The organism is Paenibacillus sp. NPDC056722 (assembly GCF_042790635.1).
GTDB classification, from domain to species: Bacteria; Bacillota; Bacilli; order Paenibacillales; family Paenibacillaceae; genus Paenibacillus_AQ; species Paenibacillus_AQ agri.
Window position 1 is genome coordinate 284032 of record NZ_JBHTYV010000007.1, and the last position, 18626, is coordinate 302657.

16 protein-coding genes are annotated in these 18626 nt (G+C 50.7%); 12 read left to right on the forward strand and 4 right to left on the reverse strand.

From position 1 onward, the window contains the following. From ACFRAM_RS18910 to ACFRAM_RS18965, 12 genes are all read left to right on the forward strand, one after another. Positions 1–1657: LPXTG cell wall anchor domain-containing protein (locus ACFRAM_RS18910; protein WP_379467166.1), on the forward strand; the 1657-nt coding region annotated here is incomplete at its 5' end. 197 nt (positions 1658–1854) lie between these two features. Then, complete coding sequence (locus ACFRAM_RS18915) at positions 1855–2784, forward strand: alpha/beta hydrolase (RefSeq protein WP_379467188.1); 930 nt, start codon at positions 1855–1857, stop codon at positions 2782–2784. Between the two features lie 509 nt (positions 2785–3293). After that, positions 3294–4784, forward strand: a complete 1491-nt coding sequence (locus ACFRAM_RS18920) for an HD domain-containing phosphohydrolase (protein WP_379467167.1) — start codon at positions 3294–3296, stop codon at positions 4782–4784. A gap of 217 nt (positions 4785–5001) precedes the next feature. Further along, entirely contained in the window at positions 5002–5391 is a 390-nt protein-coding gene (locus tag ACFRAM_RS18925; protein ID WP_379467168.1) for a NusG domain II-containing protein, read from the forward strand. Then, positions 5375–5950, forward strand: a complete 576-nt coding sequence (locus ACFRAM_RS18930) for a Gx transporter family protein (RefSeq protein ID WP_066374702.1) — start codon at positions 5375–5377, stop codon at positions 5948–5950. Before ACFRAM_RS18925 ends, ACFRAM_RS18930 begins: the two co-directional genes overlap by 17 nt. Positions 5951–5955: 5 nt before the next feature. Further along, positions 5956–6828: an ATP-binding cassette domain-containing protein gene (locus tag ACFRAM_RS18935; RefSeq protein ID WP_379467189.1), complete on the forward strand. Its 873-nt coding sequence runs from the start codon at positions 5956–5958 to the stop codon at positions 6826–6828. Further along, on the forward strand, positions 6804–7706 hold the full coding sequence (locus ACFRAM_RS18940) for an ATP-binding cassette domain-containing protein (protein ID WP_379467169.1): 903 nt from the start codon (positions 6804–6806) through the stop codon (positions 7704–7706). The genes ACFRAM_RS18935 and ACFRAM_RS18940 overlap by 25 nt, the downstream gene beginning before the upstream one ends. Continuing rightward, on the forward strand, positions 7699–8490 hold the full coding sequence (locus ACFRAM_RS18945; RefSeq protein ID WP_379467170.1) for an energy-coupling factor transporter transmembrane component T family protein: 792 nt from the start codon (positions 7699–7701) through the stop codon (positions 8488–8490). Before ACFRAM_RS18940 ends, ACFRAM_RS18945 begins: the two co-directional genes overlap by 8 nt. Positions 8491–8548: 58 nt before the next feature. Beyond that, positions 8549–10474: a peptidase U32 family protein gene (locus tag ACFRAM_RS18950; protein WP_379467171.1), complete on the forward strand. Its 1926-nt coding sequence runs from the start codon at positions 8549–8551 to the stop codon at positions 10472–10474. A 186-nt stretch (positions 10475–10660) separates the two neighbouring features. Then, positions 10661–11947: an aspartate aminotransferase family protein gene (locus tag ACFRAM_RS18955; protein WP_379467172.1), complete on the forward strand. Its 1287-nt coding sequence runs from the start codon at positions 10661–10663 to the stop codon at positions 11945–11947. Positions 11948–12018: 71 nt separating this feature from the next. Beyond that, positions 12019–12903 (forward strand): UbiA-like polyprenyltransferase, encoded by an 885-nt coding sequence (locus tag ACFRAM_RS18960; RefSeq protein WP_379467173.1) that lies wholly within the window; start codon positions 12019–12021, stop codon positions 12901–12903. Positions 12904–13279: 376 nt separating this feature from the next. After that, a complete protein-coding gene (locus ACFRAM_RS18965; RefSeq protein ID WP_379467174.1) occupies positions 13280–13792 on the forward strand; it encodes a cysteine hydrolase family protein in 513 nt (170 codons plus the stop codon). A gap of 175 nt (positions 13793–13967) precedes the next feature. On the opposite strand, the gene ACFRAM_RS18970 is transcribed toward ACFRAM_RS18965, so the two are convergent. The 4 genes from ACFRAM_RS18970 to ACFRAM_RS18985 all read right to left on the reverse strand — a co-directional run bounded on the left by ACFRAM_RS18970 (position 13968) and on the right by ACFRAM_RS18985 (position 18460). Beyond that, complete coding sequence (locus ACFRAM_RS18970; protein WP_379467175.1) at positions 13968–14948, reverse strand: polyprenyl synthetase family protein; 981 nt, start codon at positions 14946–14948, stop codon at positions 13968–13970. 18 nt (positions 14949–14966) lie between these two features. Then, positions 14967–15416: a hypothetical protein gene (locus ACFRAM_RS18975; protein WP_379467176.1), complete on the reverse strand. Its 450-nt coding sequence runs from the start codon at positions 15414–15416 to the stop codon at positions 14967–14969. 208 nt (positions 15417–15624) lie between these two features. Then, complete coding sequence (locus tag ACFRAM_RS18980; RefSeq protein WP_175372246.1) at positions 15625–17511, reverse strand: FAD-dependent oxidoreductase; 1887 nt, start codon at positions 17509–17511, stop codon at positions 15625–15627. Positions 17512–17563: 52 nt separating this feature from the next. Further along, positions 17564–18460, reverse strand: coding sequence for an FMN-binding protein (locus ACFRAM_RS18985; RefSeq protein ID WP_175372245.1), 897 nt, complete (start codon positions 18458–18460; stop codon positions 17564–17566). Positions 18461–18626 lie beyond the last annotated feature (166 nt).

Consider the following 18626-nt stretch of genomic DNA (forward strand, 5'->3'; position numbering starts at 1 on the left):
TACGCCGACAGCGACGCCGAAGCCGACACCAACGGCTACGCCGACAGCGACGCCGAAGCCAACACCGACACCAACGGCTACGCCGACAGCGACGCCGAAGCCAACACCGACACCAACGCCAACAGCGACGCCGACACCAACACCGACACCAACGGCAACGCCGACAGCGACGCCGAAGCCAACACCAACACCAACGGCAACGCCGAGAGCGACGCCGAAGCCAACACCAACACCAACGGCAACGCCGACAGCAACGCCGACACCGACGGCTACACCAACACCAACGCCGACACCGACAGCAACGCCGACACCGACGGCTACACCAACACCAACGCCGACACCAACGGCAACGCCGACAGCGACGCCGAAGCCAACACCGACACCAACGGCAACGCCGACAGCAACGCCGACACCGACGGCTACACCAACGCCAACACCAACACCAACACCGACGGCAACACCAACACCAACGCTAACGCCGACACCGACACCGACACCGACACCGACACCGACACCGACGGCAACACTAACACCAACACCGACGGCAACACCAACACCGACACCGACAGCGACACCGACGGCAACACCAACACCAACACCGACGGCTACACCAACACCGACACCGACGGCAACACCAACACCAACGCCGACACCAACACCGACGGCTACACCAACACCAACGCCAACGCCAACACCGACGGCAACACCAACACCAACGCCAACACCGACACCAACACCGACGGCTACGCCAACGCCGACACCAACACCGACGGCTACACCAACACCAACGCCGACACCAACACCGACGGCAACACCAACACCAACGCCGACACCAACACCGACGGCTACACCAACACCAACGTCAACGCCAACACCGACGGCAACACCAACACCAACGCCGACACCAACACCGACGGCTACACCAACGGCAACACCGACACCGACGGCTACACCAACACCAACGCCGACACCAACACCGGAAGTAACACCGACGCCAACACCGGAAGTAACGCCGACACCAACACCGGAAGTAACACCGACGCCAACACCGGAAGTAACGCCGACGCCAACACCGGAAGTAACGCCGACACCAACACCGGAAGTAACGCCGGCACCAACACCGGAAGTAACGCCGACACCAACACCGGAAGTGACGCCGACACCAACGCCTGAAGGCACACCGACACCAACACCGGAAGTGACGCCGACGCCAACACCGACATCGACGCCCGAAACACCAACATGGACGCCAGCACCACCAGTGGTTACGCCGCAGCCAAGTCCAACGACTCCACCTGTAATTGGCACAATTGTTGTGGATCGTGATCCGGTACCGGCTGGACCAGTGTCAACACCAACAGCAACGCCGACACCAACGCCGACACCAACGCCAACACCGGACAATGAGGAAATCATCATTGAAGATGAGCAAGTACCACTGGCACCGGTGCCGACGTCCACGCCGACACCTTCGAAAAAACCGGCAACGCCTTCTATTGTCTTGGCCAATAACAGCGTTCCGCTGAGTGGTCCGGCTGTAGATCAGTTGCCAAAGACGGGTGAATCGAGTCCTGTCCCTTATTATGTAACCGGGCTAGGATTAGCCGCTCTGGGATTGCTGGTAAGATTCAGATTCTCCAGAAAAAACAAATCTTAACCGGCAGACAGGATCATAGGTTGTTGTGCCGTAAATAACAGCAGAGCCGCTTTCGGATTTTCATTTTCCGGAGAGCGGCTCTTTTTCTATGAGCTAGATCCTTCACTTTGGTCTCTTTGCAGGGCATGCTATACTAGCTTCATCTGGGAAAATTATGATGTTCAATAGGAGGGGAATGGAGATTGTCGTGGACTTTGATGATTGGCGCAGTGATTGTTATCATTGCAGCGGCGGTGGTATACGCCGGATTCTTTTTCTACGGAGTTGCAGTCAAGCGGGCGCCCAAAGAATTTCTGGGTAGCAGTCCTGACCTGAAGGTCGATCCTCCGGTTGCTGGTCCATCCTGGGGCGAGGGGAAGGAATGGATCTCACGTCAGACCTTTCAGGACGTCAGCATTGTCTCCGAAGATGGACTGGAATTGAAAGGGTATTTCCTCCCTTCGGAGCGTGCGGAGGGACGTACGGCTATCATTGCTCATGGCTATTCTGGTCAGGCAAAAGATATGGGGGCCTACGCCAAATTCTATTATGAGAATCTCGGTTACAATGTGCTGCTGCCCGATGCCAGAGGGCATGGTTCGAGTGCTGGGAATTATATCGGCTTCGGCTGGCCGGAACGGCGCGATTATTTGCAATGGATTCATTATGTGACCGAGCAGACAGGGCCGGGTGCAGAGATTGTTCTGCACGGGGTATCCATGGGCGGGGCAACGGTGCTGATGACATCTGGCGAGGTGCTTCCACAGCAGGTGAAGGTCATCGTCGCAGATTGTGCTTACAGCTCGGTTACAGCCCAGCTAACGTATCAGTTGAAGCGTATGTATAAGCTGCCTAGCTTCCCGTTTGTACAAAGTGCCAGCACAGTGACCAGGTTGAAGGCAGGCTATCGGTTCAGCGAAGCTTCAGCGCTCAAACAGGTACGCAAATCACAAGTGCCGATTCTCTTCATTCATGGTGATGCCGATAAGTTTGTACCTTTTGCTATGCTGGATGAGCTATATGAGGCTTGCCGAAGCCCCAAGGAGAAGTTTGTTGTTCCGGGGGCCGGTCATGGACTGGCCTATGATATGGACAAAGAAGCTTACAAAGCCAAGGTAGCCGGATTTGTAACCCGATATGTACATTGAGCGAAGGATTGCCGAGAAAATGTCCTGAAACGTAGACGGCGCCCGATATCCGCGAAAAACGGTTATCGGGCGCCTAATTTTTCCACACATGGCCAGTGTTCCTGAGCAAGAGGGACTATGTACCATGTATCTCGTTATATTTATCCCCTGCCGTCGTGAGCAACGGGGTCATTATTCCTTGTTATTTCCAGCAGCCGTATGGCGAGAGTAATCCTTCCAAAACGACAAAAGCCCTACCTCTCTTTTGTCCTTGCGGCTCCGTGGCCGCGCCAGTGCGAATCGGAATGCTATGTTCGAATTTCATCTCATAAAAAGGAAGAGTTCTGCAAGAAAACGTAAGAGATTGTGTCCAAAATGCCGATAATAATAATGAAAGCAACGATCGGCCTGACATCTTCTTGATGGGGATACATATAGCGACAATCAAATATTATTAAATCTTAGCATATAAATACAAATAAAGCAAATAAGTCATTGACATCATGGAAAGACCGGGATCGGAGGAACAAATGATTTTATATACAGCATTTATAAGGAAACAGATCCGAAATTACTTGTTCGGCTCTGTTGTCGCTGTGCTCGCAGTAGGCAGTGTATTGCTGATCTCCTCCCTGGAGCTGTCGGCACTGGAGTATGGGCGCCTTTTTTTGGTCTTGCTATTTTCCTTCCTGGTGATGGCCCTATTGGAGATCAGCTTGTTCATGAAGCATGTCAAGCCCATCCGCAACGCCCTGAGGACAGCTGACCCCAGTCTGGAGCTACTGGAGAAGGCTTACCAGTATACTCATCGCCTGCCCAAGCATGCTGTGTACCGGATTCTTGGTCCGCACCTGTTTGGAATGGCGGTGCCTGCGATTCTGATGACCTATTGGATGATTCATACCGATCTCGTCAGCTTACCGTACTCCGTTCTCTATCAGGCGGTAACAGGTGCGGTGCTGATCGCATGCATGCATGCTTTGATTGAGTTTTTCCTGACCTGTTCTGCTATTATTCCTCTAATCAAGGAATTCCGGAATCGGGCGCTTGAACGTTATAATGTCGATTTCTCGCTTGAAGGCAATGTTTTTGTTCCGATCGGTCCCAAGTTCATGGTCAGCTGCATGCTGATTGGCACTTTCCCGCTAGCGCTGTTCATTATGGCGACTAATGTGCGGCTGCATGATACTGCGCTTAGCAGAACCGGAATTCAGAATTTCTGGGGCTGGGCGGGGATGGTGCTATTCATCGGTACAGCGTTCTCCGCCATTGCTGCATGGTTGCTGACTAAAAGTGTACAGCATCCTATCAATGAGTTATATAAGGCGACCAATAACGTTAAGGACGGACAGCTGCTGCAAATCCAGGATGAGTATTTGGATGAATTCTCCAATCTGGTCGCCGGGTTCAATATGATGGTACGTGGCCTGCAGGCCCGGGAGGAGCAGAACAGACAGCTGCTGGACAGCTACTTTACTACCTTGGCCGTAGCGCTGGATGCAAGGGACCCCTACACAGCCGGACATTCCTTACGGGTAGCCGAGTATTCGGTTATCATTGGACAGTTGGCCGGGATCACGGGTGTGGAACTCGACAATCTGCGCAAGTCGGCACTGCTGCATGATATCGGCAAAATCGGTGTGCGAGACAGTGTGTTATTTAAAGAAGGAAAACTTACGGATGAAGAGTTTGATCAGATCAAGGCCCACCCAGTGTTGGGTGAGAATATATTGCGGCAGATTGAACCTTTGGAGAAAATGACTCCTTATCTGGGTGGCGTGAGATCCCATCATGAACGATACGATGGCAAAGGCTACCCGGATGGGCTTGCCGGACAGGCGATTCCGTTATACGGAAGAATTATTGCCGTAGCTGATGCCTATGATGCCATGACCTCAGATCGTCCTTACCGCAAGGGGATGGCTCCCGAGCAGGCACTAGGAATTCTGGAGCAGGGGAGAGGTACTCAGTGGGACCCTGTTTTTGCTGGATTATTCCTGAAATATTCCCGGGCAAAATAATAAACTTATACAAACGGATTATCCCGCTACAACGGGATAATCCGTTTTCTCGTAAGAAGAGACGATCCGTTTTTGCAAAGATAGGAAAGGTTCGTGCCTATTTTGTGAAATTATGCACTTAAAGGTGACAATAAACGCCTACATTCATTGAAGGATTGATAGAGGACCGTTATAATTAATAAGTCCGGATTTTAATTAAAAAATAAGGGAGAATTTTATGAAACGCGCAGATGTATGGCTGATTTCCATCGTTCTGGTGGCTGCGCTCGCTTTTCTCGTACCGCGTTGGTTTTCAAATGACGAGAGTAAAGGTGGGATTGGCGACAATCTAGTGGCCAATGTGACGGTGGATGGAAAATTATTTAAAACAGTTAAGCTTACTAAAGAAGAGCAAACCATTGATATCCGCACAGATCGGGGCTACAACATTTTGAAGGTGCATGACTATGGCATTGAAATGTATGATGCCGACTGCCCGGATAAAGTATGTCTCGGTTTTGGAAGAATTACCCGGACCAAGCAAACGATTGTCTGTCTGCCGCACCGGGTGCTGGTGGAGATTGCTAGTGTGTCGGGGGAGGATGAAGTAGATGGGTATGTCCAGTAGTGAATCAGCTACGGCGCTGAAAAGAACAGTCATTATCGCGATTTTTGCTGCAGTGGCTGTAGTGCTGAGTCTGGTTGAGGCCCAAATTCCATTGTCAGGAATGGGGTTGGTACCCGGTGCCAAGCTAGGCCTGGCGAATATCATGATATTAACCTGTATTTTCTTTTTGCGCGGGCGCGATGCCTTCCTGCTCGTTGTCCTGAAGACACTGCTTACCGCATTTATTTTAGGCACTTTTTCCAGTTTATTGTTCAGCCTGTTCGGATCGTTGTTCAGTTTCGTAGTGATGTACCTGCTGATGCTGATTGGCGGAAAGCAGCTGAGCCTTATCGGAATCAGTATAGCCGGCGGGGTCGCTCACAATATCGGACAGCTGCTGGCAGCGTCGATGGTCTTTGCTTCACTGAAAATATTCTACTATTTGCCGATGCTGCTCATTACAGGGGTGGTTACAGGGGTGGCTGTAGGATTTGCTGTCCGGTATCTGGTCACCTCACTGTCTAAAATCTCGTTGTTCGAAGAGTTTCTGGACGATCCGGGAGACGCAGCGAAAGGATGACTAATATGAAGGAAGCGCATGAAGAACAAGCTAACGGAGCGCAAGCGGGACAAGTGGTGATCGAGCTGGAGGGTGTCTCCTTCGGCTATGGTCCGGAGCATCCGATTCTGCAAGACATATCGTTCACCATTCCTCAAGGACAGTGGGTAAGCGTCGTCGGCCCTAACGGCTGCGGCAAATCCTCGCTGGTGAAGCTCTTTAATGCTCTGCTTCCTGCAGGGGCGGGAGAAATTACCGTATGCGGGATGAAGCTTGAAGAGGCATCGATTGGTCCTATCCGGCAGAGCATCGGCATGATCTTCCAGAATCCCGATAACCAGTTTATCGGGGCTACTGTAGAAGAAGATATTCTCTTTGGCCTGGAAGGACTCTGTCTATCCCACGAAGAGATGGAGAGTCGTCTGCAGATCTATTCGGAGCGTTTAGGGATTGCTCATCTGCTGGCCAAGCACCCCGGGGAGCTGTCGGGAGGCCAGAAGCAGCGTGTTGCCATCGCCTCTATCCTTGCGATGGAGCCAGGCATCGTCATCTTTGACGAGGCCTCTTCTATGTTGGATGAGGGAAGCCGCGATGAATTGCTTAGCATCCTGAAAGGAATGCACGCCGAAGGCAGATATACCCTTCTGATGATTACGCATGATGCGGATGAGATTCTGGCCTCGGAGCGGGTGCTTGCTCTTCATGGAGGCGGCCTGGCTGCGGATGTGACACCAGCCGAGCTGTTTCGCAATGAGGAGCTGCTGGAGAGATGTCATCTGCGCGCGCCATATGCATGGCGGCTGGCAGGCGAGCTGGAGGAGCGCGGGGTTCAAGTGGACGTTCCCGGCAGTGAAAAGGAGCTTATAGAGACGTTATGGCCATACAATTACAGCAAGTAAGCTACACCTATGCCGACCGGAGCCTGTGGAAACAGACCGCGCTGCACGACATTGATCTAAGCATTCCGCAGGGCTCTATTGTAGGTATTGCTGGGGCGACAGGCTCCGGGAAGTCTACGCTGCTCCAGTTGTTCAATGGCATCTTGAAGCCTTCGGCGGGCACTGTATCTGTGCTGGATGTCACGCTTCGTGCCGGAGAGAAGTCACCCCGGCTGTTGCCGCTGCGCCGGCGCGTAGGCCTGGTTTTTCAATTTCCGGAGCAGCAGATGTTCGAGGAGACGGTAGAGAAGGATCTCTGCTTCGGCCCGCTGAACTTTGGAATGAGTCCCGAAGATGCAAAAGAACGTGCCCGCAAGGCGATGCTGGACATGGGACTGGATCTGGACCTTCTGGCGCGTAATCCGTTCAAGCTCAGCGGCGGTCAGATGCGCAAGGCAGCTATCGCCTCTGTGCTGGCGATGGACCCTGATATTATTGTGCTGGATGAACCGACAGCCACCCTTGATCCCATCAGCCGTACAGAGCTGATCTCGCTGCTGGAACGGTTATGCCGGGAGCAGGGCCGGACGGTGGTTATTGTAACTCACCGGATGGATGAGCTGTTGCCTGTGGCAGATCGCTGGATCGTGTTAAAGGAAGGCCGAACAGCCTTTCAGGGCAGCGCCAGTGATCTTGCTAAGGACCCGGCCATCCTGGAACGCTGTGGTCTTACCGTGCCACAGTCGCTCCGTTACTGGCGCGCAGTCGCTGACCGATTGGGGTTAGAGGGCGAGGTGCCTCGACTGACAGCTGAGAGTCTTGCTGAGCTTATTGCCTCACTGCGTACAGAAGGCAAGGGTCTTGACGGGGCTGGCGGAAAGAGGGATGACCATGAATGAGAGGCTACTGCTGGGTCGCAGCATTGAAACTGGATCATGGGTACATAAACTGGACGCCAGGTCCAAAATTACCGGGATGTTGCTTTATGTAGTAGTCATTCTGCTATCCCGTTCCTGGATGGCGATGGCGCTGCTAGCGGTATTCTCGGTGGTGGTCATGGCTTCGACCCGAATTCCGCTGAAGTATTTTCTTAAAGCAGCCAAACCGCTGCGCTATCTGATGCTATTTATTTTTATTGTACAGGTTGTATCCGTAAAAGAAGGAGCAGTGTGGCTGTCCATTGGCTCTTGGGACTTGTACGAAGACGGGCTTCGTCTGGGTGCCTTCTCGGTGATTCGTATGTTTTTCCTGATCACCTTCTCGGCGCTGCTGACCTTTACGACCACTCCCGGCAAGCTGAATCAGGGTCTGGAGGGAATTCTGGCACCGTTCAAAAAGATGGGGCTATCGCCGGACCGCATCACGCTCATGATCGATATCTCGCTGCGGTTCATTCCTACGATTCTCGATGAATCTCAGATCATTATGAAGGCGCAGGCTTCACGCGGTGCTGATCTGAAGGAACTGCCCTTGAAGGAGAAAGGGCGGATGCTGGTGTCACTGCTTGTTCCCGTTATCGCCAGCGCCTTCCGCCGCGCACAGGATTTGGTCTACTCCATGGAAGCTCGTGGCTTCCGTATGGACGCGCCACGCAGCCGGTATCACCGCCCGATATGGGGCGGGGCCGATACTGTTTTTATACTAATGTTTGTCGTAATGGGCGTTGCAGTAGCTTGGCTATAGCACACGTTCTGAGCGGCAATGCATTTATAGAGCAAGATCAACTTGGGAGGGAACAACTATGGCACGTTATTTTAATGGTAGAGAGATTGAATTGCTCGCACCAGCCGGCACTTTCGATATTTTTAAGGAAGTTGTTCAGTCTGGCTGCGATGCGGTCTATTTGGGCGGCCCGGTTCTCAATATGAGAATGATGCGCAAGGGATACAATCTGTCGCATGAAGAGATCGTAGAGGCGCTGGCTATCGCCCATCGTTTGGACAAAAAAGTATATATCACAGTCAACAACCTGTTTAGCGAGGAGGATGTCGAGGAAGCCCGTGAGTATTTGCGTTTTCTGGATAGCGTGCGTCCCGACGCCTTGATCGTACAGGATATGTCGGTGCTGGAATTGATCCGGGAGATGGGGCTCAGCCTAGAGGTCCACTCTTCAGTCATGATGAATGTGCACAACTTAGAGATGATTTACGCGCTGCGTGATCTTGGCGTCACCAGAGTCGTCACTTCACGGGAAATGGATCTGCAAACAGCCAAGCTGCTGGGCCAGCGGAGCGGAATGGAACTGGAATACTTCATGCATGGCGATATGTGTTCCGTGCACGGGGCGAATTGTTACTTCAGCTCCCAGGTGTTCGGGATGAGCAGCAACCGGGGCAAGTGTATGAAGCCGTGTCGTTGGGACTACCGGGTGAAGAAAGACGGTTATGTCTTCCCGGCGGAGTACCCGCTTGCTGTCAAAGATATGTACATGTATGAGCATATTCCTGAGTTAATTGAATCGGGCATCACCTCCTTCAAGATCGAAGGCCGGATGCGTGATAAAGAGTTCATGGTGACGCTGGTGAACAGCTATGGGGATGCGATTGACCGGTACATCGATGATCCTGTAGGTTTTGAACGTACGGTGGATTCGAAGCTGCTGTATCAGAACCGCAAACGTGATTTCTCTACAGCCTATGCTTTCGGCAAACCTGGTCTGTCCAATATTAATCGGCGTTATGAGGGAACCGGCAAGTTCTACAGCACTGGTAAAGTTTTCAGCACCCCAACAGCAGAGCGCGAACTTTCCCAAGAACGCGTAACCTTACTACGGGAGCGGATGGCACAAGCTGGGCAGAAGAGACACTCTAAACCGGAGCTTGCGGTACGCGTCAACAACATGGAGCAGGCGAGAATGGTGCTTGCACAGGGTGTAGACATTCTGCATCTTCCCGGAGATGTATTTGAGCCAGATCGTCCGTTCACGAAGCGTGATATACAGGAGCTTGGAACATTAAAGGGCGATACAAAAATCTATCTTGGCATGCCGCGCATGATGACTGAGCTTCATTTTGACCAATATGACCAGTTGTTAAACGGTGAACGCCTGCCAATCGACGGACTGCTCGTAACCAATCTTGGAGCCATCCGCCGCTACAAAACGACTGGCTACCCAATGATCGGCGACAGCAATCTGAACGTGTACAATCATCTATCTGCCGGATTTTATGCCGGATATGGTCTGAACAAGCTTACGGTATCACCGGAAATGACGCTGGAGCATTTCACTACCTTTGCCGCCCGCTGTGAGCAGCCGCTGGAAGTGGTCGTGCATGGCACACCCGCGCTGATGTATATGGATCATGATCTCTATGAGAATACAGAAGTTATGGAACCGATTGCTCAGGAAGACAATCTGTATGTAAGCAATGAAGTACTGGTGCTCAAAACCGACAAAGGCGAGAATCCGGTCTATCGCGACCAGCACGGACGCTGTCATCTATTGTTCGCTAAAGAGCTATGTTACCTGCCGATGCTTCAGGAGATGAGTGGGCTGGGGATTGCCAGCTTCCGAATTGAGGGAGCCACGTATACGGTGGAGCAACTGCGTGACATTATTATTTCGTACCAACATGCGATACAAGGCTTGAACCAGAACGACGAGCTGCTCGGTGGCCTGAAGCCTGTTTATGCGGGCTATACTTTAGGGGCCTTGCAATTTAATTAAAATTTTAAATAAACGGGGTTGGGGAAAAATAGCGGTAGTTGACGAGCTGTATTGTTATTTTTTTCACAAAGTATTTATTTTATTCACCGATCATGCCGCTATATAAGTTAAAATTAAACTAATATGTAGCCTGCGAGTAATCCCAAGTCTCGGGTTATCAAGCAACAGAAAGTGAGGGAATCATCGATGGAACAAGGAAGCTATATTGGAAGAGAAGCGGTAGCTGCCAAACGCAAACAATACTTTTATCCCTGCACAGCGCATTTTTACCGCGATTCTCCACAGATCGTACGGGGAAACATGCAGTTTGTCTATGATGAGAAGGGGAAGGAATACACGGATTTCTTCGCTGGCGTCTCTGTAGTGGCTTGCGGTCACTGTAATCCGGCGATTACCGAACGGACGATAGCACAGCTTCAGCAGTTGCAGCATACAACAACGATCTATCTAACGCAGCCAGCTGTAGACCTGGCGGAGAGACTGGAGGAAGTGCTACCAGGTGACTTGCGCCGGACTTTCTTCGTTAACAGCGGATCAGAGGCTAATGAGGGGGCGTTGCTCCTGGCCCGGATGCACACCGGACGCAAAGGATTTATTGCCCTGGAAAGCGGTCTGCACGGCCGGACTAACCTGACGATGAGTGTGACAGGGCTGCCTATGTGGCGCACGGATCAGTACCTTGATGAGGATGTTACGTTCATTGAACGGCCCTATCATCCGGAGCTGACGCTAGAAGAGGCGGCAGAAATTTCGCTGAAGAGTCTGGCACGTGTGCTGGAGGAAAAAGGAGACACCATTGCCGCAATGATCGCCGAACCGATCCAGGGCAACGGAGGCATGATTATGCCGGTATCCTGGTACTTCCGCGAGGTGAAGGCACTGCTGGATCAATACGGTGTGCTGCTGATTGCCGATGAGATTCAGACCGGCTTTGGGCGGACGGGTGCCCTGTTTGCGATGGAGCATTTTGACGTTGTGCCGGATATCATCAGTATGGCCAAAGCGCTTGGCAACGGCGTGCCGGTTGCAGCTTTCGCTACCACGGATGAGATCGCACTTTCGCTGAATCGTCCATCTGCCTCCACCTTTGGCGGAAACCCGGTATCAGCTGTTACAGCCCTTGCTGTGCTTGATTATATCCGTACTGAGGCGCTGCAAGAACGTGCGGCCTCGCTCGGCGCTCATCTTAAGGCAGGTCTTAAGTCGCTGCAAGAACGTTACCCGGCGTTGATCTCTGATGTGCGGGGGACCGGATTTATGCTGGGTGCGGAGCTTACTGGAGTTGATGCCGCTGCTGCCGGAGCTTTAACGGACGACATTTTAGAAGAGATGAAGGACCGCGGTTATCTGATCGGGAAGAACGGAATCAACCGCAATGTATTGGCTTTTCAGCCGCCGCTTATCGTTACAGCCGAAGATATTGATGGTATGATTACAGTATTGGATGAGGTGCTGCGGCAGGTCTCGAAGTAATGTGCAAGCAACGGGTCTGACCCGTGGGCGAAGCCGCATGCAACAGGAAACGAAGAAAGAGGAATCATGCTATGGTGATATTCAATGCTTTTAAGAATGCTGCTCTAAAAATAAAAATGTTCGGCGAATTGGTCATGTTCTCCCACACGCTGTTCTCGCTGCCGTTTGCCATTATCTCAATGGTCTGGGCTGCAGGCGGCTGGCCATCCGGCCGGGTCATGCTCTGGGGACTGATCGCCCTGATCGGCGCCCGCAATGGTGCGAATGCGTTCAACCGGCTGGCAGACCGCGCTTTTGACAAAGCCAACCCGCGCACAGCCCACCGCCATCTGCCACAACGGCTACTGGTGGAGAAAGAAGTCATTCTATTTATCATTATCAACTATGCTATCTTTATTGTGGCTTCGGGGATGCTGAATCTGCTCTGTCTGGTGCTATCGCCGGTAGCGATTCTGCTAATCTCCTCATACTCGTATACCAAGCGTTTTACGTTCCTTAGCCATCTGTACCTGGGGTTTGTGATTGCCTCGGCTCCAATCGGTGCTTGGTTCGCTGTGACAGGAAATATTGCCTTCACCCCATTTGTCATTGGGACGGTAGTCATGCTGTGGATTGCCGGCTTTGACATTATTTACGGCACGCAGGACATTGAATTTGACCGCCGGCATGGATTGTGGTCCATTCCCAGCTTTTTCGGCCTGGAGAATGCCCTGCGCATCGCCCAGGGGCTGCACTTTATCATGATTATGCTGCTGCTCTTCCTGTACGTCTGGCGTGATCTCGGCTGGATCTATCTAGTCGGAATCGGCATAGCGACGATCTTACTAATGACCGAGCACAAGATCATCAAGCCTTCGAATCGCAAATTGATGAAGGTGGCTTCGTATAATCTGAATCAGGTGATCAGTATGGTGATCTTGTTGTGTACGCTGGTGGATTATTTTTACTTTAGCTAAGGCGGAGGGATAGACAGGTCAAGCTAAGCGCTACACCGGGAAATGCAGAATCTGCGATGGCGCTATCCTTGGATATTTGGAATCGCTGTTTAGCGGCAGAAGTCAAGGGTTGGGCGTTTATATTCGAAACGGGACTCTCCGTGGAAAAAGCTTGCAGGTGAGCGCCCGCTTCTCCCGCATCAGGTCAAAATGTAAAGGCTCTGTTGGATTGCAGGATATCCATCTAACAGAGTCTTTTATTTGCATATAATTAAATTTAAACTTTACCTGTAAGGTCCGCCTTGCCTATAGTATGCTTAGAGATATATGGCATAAATCATCGGTTATTTGTAATTTATATGAAATCTAAAATATCTTCAGGAATGGGGAACGAACCTTGACCATTGCTTTACTAGTGATTGATATGCAGACCAACTTTTTGGAAGATCAAGTAGAAAAAGCGGTTGTTCATGCTGCCTGTGAATATATTAATCATGTTGCTGGTCTGCTTCGCGAGAACAACCACGCTGTCATCCATGTGAAAGATATTGAAGGGGCGGATGAATCTAGCGTTGCTAAACTGGATTTTATCCCTGAGATCGTAATAGGACAGGATGATATTCAGATCAACAAAGAGTATTCTAACGCATTTTGGAAAACAGAGCTTGAAGCCGTATTAAGCGATAAAGGAATCCAACTGGTTATTGTGTCCGGATTTGCAGCAGAGCATTGCGTACTTTTCACATATAACGGTGCACTCGAACGGGGATTTAAGGCGGCAATATTGCAGAAGGGGATACTTAGCACTCAAAATGCGGTAATTGACCAGACCTATCGAGATAGACATGTTGTAGCTTACCCTGTGATTGAGTACTTGGTAAGTCAACAAGCTTCGGTAACACCAAATTAGTATCCAAAGTAGAAGAATCATGCTGAGACTTGCCACTGACGTTGTGCTCTGTTCATTTATGTGCGATCGGCAATAAAAGAACAGCAAACACGGACAACAAAAAGGATACCAGCCCATGTGCATGGGGGTATCCTTTTTGTTGTCCGTGAAGGCGGGGGGATTGAGACCCCCGCCGCTAGTGGTCACGCGCTGAGAAGTATTCCAGCAGCGTGACCAGGTCGGTATGTGCCGGGTAGGATGACAGCTGCTGGATAATGACAGCAGCTTGATCCAGGTAATCCCGGCTGACCTGCTCGGCCCGCAGCAGCGCATCGCTGCGGGTGATGAGGCCCAGTACATGGGCAATCTCGGCATCCGAAGAATCGGGGCCGATCATGCGGATGGCCGGGGCCAGCCCAGGGTCCTGCAGGGCGAACAGCACCGGCAGCGTGACTTGACCATGGCGCAGGTCACTGCCGGCTGGCTTGCCGAGGACCTCAGCAGACTGCGTGAAATCCAGCAGGTCATCCTGGATTTGAAAGGACATGCCCAGCGCTTCACCGAAGTTGTACAGCAGGCTTGCGACCTCTGTTGTGCTTTCGGAAGATAAGGCGCCGACGCGCAGGCATGTAGCCATCAGCAGCGCAGTTTTGTTGCGCGACTTCTCCAGGTATTGCTCCATGGTGAAGTCGTAATCATAGGCATGCTCCAACTGCTGATATTCGCCCAGACAGAGTTGGGCTGTGGCGACAGCAGACAGATCATGAACATAACGATTTTTGTCTCCGGTATATTTGCTTAACAGCTCGATGACCCGGGCAGACATGTAATTCCCGATATGTACGGCGGGACCTACGCCGGTGATGACATGCAGGGCAGGTCTTCCGCGGCGAACTTCTGCATCATCAATAATGTCATCATGAATCAAGGAGGCGGCGTGAATGAATTCCGCGGCTGCGGCTAGCTGGAGAGCTCGGCGTCCGGGAAGTTTGCGGCCAAAACGGCTTCCGACGATGACCATCAACGGTCTAAGCCGTTTACCGCCGGACCCGACCAATTGCAGAATGCCTTGGGCAAGCTGCGAATTCTTGGGCACATCCTTGTCACGCGCCACCAGATTCTCGATCTCCCGGTTTATTTCCTTCAGGTCGATGTTCAAGGCCTCATGCAGCTTCATCTTAATGATCCCCACCTGTCAAATGGCTTTGCTCGTGCGTCCCTGTTGTCTTTGTTCCCTGATCAGGAACTCTTCCATTATAACAGCCAGATTCTCTTCCGCGAAGTTTCCATTTGCCCGTCTAATCTGCATTTTTTTGATCGAAGGAGCCAAATAAGCTACGAGATCCAGCTCGCGGGTTTTCACCGCAAATTGTAAGTAAAAGCTGTATAAATAGTCTCCATCCAAAATGTTGCGGGTAAGGTCGGGATGATGTGGTACACATTCCAGATGGCGTTTCGCAGCCAAGGTGAGAATGATATAAATACCTAGCAAATGAACTTTGCGGCTGTATTCCAGATCATGGCGTTCCAGTACCGGGAGCAGTTGCTCACATTCCACCGGAGAGAGATGAAGCTGAATTCCGGCGATGGGTGACATGTCAGCCTGCAGCAACCGGAAGGTCTCTTGAGCGAGTTGATTATTCACAAGAATCTCTCCTTCTTGTCGGTTTTGCTGGAAGGAACCATTCCCGATCATCCCTACAAAACCACTCGTAAATAAGTAGAGTAATGTGTCCGTGGACACATTACTCTGAAGAATACAAATATTAAGCTGAAAGAACATATAAACTTCACATTTTAACGATATAAATAATTAATATAATGTGAATGCTAATGGAACAAGGAAATTAGCGTCAGTCGGTGAACAGGTACCAGCGCCTTACGAGCGGAATTCTCTTCCACTGCTTCTTGAGCCAAGGCAAGACATAGTAATCCAGACCAAGCGTGCTACCGGAACCGCCGATGCAGGCAACAGCTGCTGCAGCGTACCAGAGCATTTCCGTCGAAGCCATCTTGGATGACCAGATCATAACGGCCATACCTATGGTGGCTATAGAAGAAATAGCAGTGAACAGACCGACGATCAGCATAACACCAAAGACAATCTCGGCGGCAACCATACCGATTTGGAACCATTTTGCCAGGAAAGTATAGCTTCCGTCAGCTTGATAGAACATCAAATCCATGAACCAGTTAGTAATGCTGTGTACAAAGTTTGGAACCGGCAATGCTTGAACTGCTTCTTTGGCGGTGGAAACAGCTGAAGCTGCGGATTGCGCATCCACCGTATCCTTAACGGCATTGACTGCTTCACTTGCTGCGGAAGAAGCATCTACAGCATGCGGTGCGGCAGGAATCAGGAAGATCTTATTAGGATCAACCCATATCTTCTTCAGCTTATCAATACCTTCATACAACCACATGCCACCAAGCAGAACGCGAAGCGGAACGAGCCAGAAGTTCGGCGAACGTTTGGAGAAATGGCCGCCGAGGAAGCTCTTGCGGTTCTCCACATGGAAGAATTCATGCATCATATAAGTCCATACTTTGTTAAAGCCCACAACCTGGGACAGATAGAACATATTGATAGCGTGCTTGGAAAGCATAGCCATGAACCCGGTAAGCATGAACAGTTTGCCTGGAAGACCAACGTTTGCTACACCGTAGCGGCTACCGATCGATACCATGGTACCGTGGAAGCCCGGTTTGTAGGCTTTTTTCGCCGTACCTTTAATGTCAGCTTCAATGTTGCCTGCGACGATTGGAGCTGCTTGCTCAGCATTCTCAACCATCTGTGGAACAGGACGGGTCTCACCTTCAGGGATGAAGAAAATGTTATCCCCGACAACGTACACGTTCTTGTGATCTACACTTTCGAGATGCTCATTCGTAACGATACGTTTGCGGCCCTCTTGTTTAACTTCACCTTCGAGGCTACCCACAATTTCAGAGCCTTCAACACCGGCAGTCCACACTACAGTATGCGCAGCAACGACATTCTTCTCGCCGAGAGCAATGCTGCCTTTGCCTACTTCAGTGATCTTGGCACCGGTAACGATCTCTACGTTCAACCGTTTCAGGTAAGCTGTTGCTTTGGAAATCAGCTTATCCGGAAGAATAGGCAGAATCTTAGGCGCCATATCTGCAACGATCAGCCGAACTTCGGATGGATCGATATAGAATTCTTTGCAAAGCTCTTCGCGGTACTCAGCCATTTCGCCGACCAGCTCAACACCGGTAAATCCTGCACCGATGATTACAAAGGTAAGCATAGAACGGCGTACTGCCGCATTCTTTTCCTTTGCCGCCAGGGTGAACATATCGCGAATCTGGCGTTTGAGCGCAACCGCATCATCATTGGACCAGAAGGAGAAGGTGTTCTCCTCTGCGCCTGGAATGCCGAAGTAGGTTGGCTTGCTGCCTGTACCGATGACAAGGTAGTCATACGCATAGGTAGCTTTCTCAGATTTAAGCTTTTTACCTTTAAAATCAATATTGCTGATTTCATCCAGTACAACATCGACTTTCAATCCGGCAAAGATTTTTTTGAGATCAATCTTGATCGAATCTTCAGGAGCGCGGTTTGCAGCAACTTCATGTAGTTCAGTCAAGAGAGTGTGGTACGGATTCCGGTCAATAAGCGTAATTTCGATTTCTTTGTTGTTCTTAAATTTCTTTGCCAGTTTTTTAGCCGTGAGTACGCCGCCGTAGCCGCCGCCCAAAATGACTATTTTTTTCAAAAGAAATTCACCTCATTCGTCTGATTAGCTATAAGAGGGAGCTGTCGTTAAATTACTTTGCTCCTTCAAGCGCTTTTGCTGCCAGTGTGTAGTACTCTCCAACGTGGATCGACACACCGGAGATTGCATCTGTTTTGCCTTCGGCATCCAGAGCAGGAGCAGTGCCTTTGTTCTCTACGAAGTAAGCTTCTGCTTTGGCGATCTCTTCGTGCCACTCCGCTTGAGCGCCGCCTTTTTTCATGCCGTACTTGCCATCAATGGAGAATTGTTTCTTGTCATCACCGGCAGCATTTACACCGCTGAAGTTAGCAGCGACAACGTTCCCGTCTGCAACAGTCAAGGCTACAGTGGATTTCCAACCGGACTGAGGGTCCATTTCGCCTTCTGCAGTGTAACCACCGTCTTTGTAAGGGCCTGCTTCGGAAGGTCCGGCAGCCAGGGCAGCTTTAGCGGCTTCAACCAATTCACCAACGTGAATGGATACACCGGAGATTGCATCTGTTTTGCCTTCAGCGTCAAGGGTAATTGCCGCAGGGTCTTGTTTGTCGATCAAAAATGCTTCAGCTTGTGCAGCTTGCTCGTGCCATTCCGATTGAGCGCCGCCTTTTTTCATACCGTACTTGCCGTCTTCAGAAACTTTCTTCTTCAGATCACCAGCAGTTTTTACATTGAAAGCATTCCAGTCGGCTTTAGTGATTTTTCCGCCTTCAACAGTCAGAATAGCGTAGGATTCCCAGCCAGTTTTTTCATCAGCAGGTGCAGTTCCGTAGTAGACGCCGTCTTGATACTTGGCAGTTTCAGCTCCGGCATTACCGGAATTTGCGGCAGGTGCAGTTGTTTCAGCGGGGGTGTTAGTTGCAGTCGCGGCGTTGTTACTGTTGTTGCTGCCACAGCCCGCAAGCAAACCAAGGATCAGGGCACTCGACAAGATTACAGAAGCTTTTTTCATTTGGTATGACCTCCAAGAAAATAGTTTAAAATATATATATTAAAATGTAAAACATTTTAACGACTTTGGAAGTGATAAAAATCACTTTATAAATGACATTTGTCACTTTAATTTTGGGGTAACTCCCCTGAATGTAACTTTTACATGACATATATCGGTTATGTAT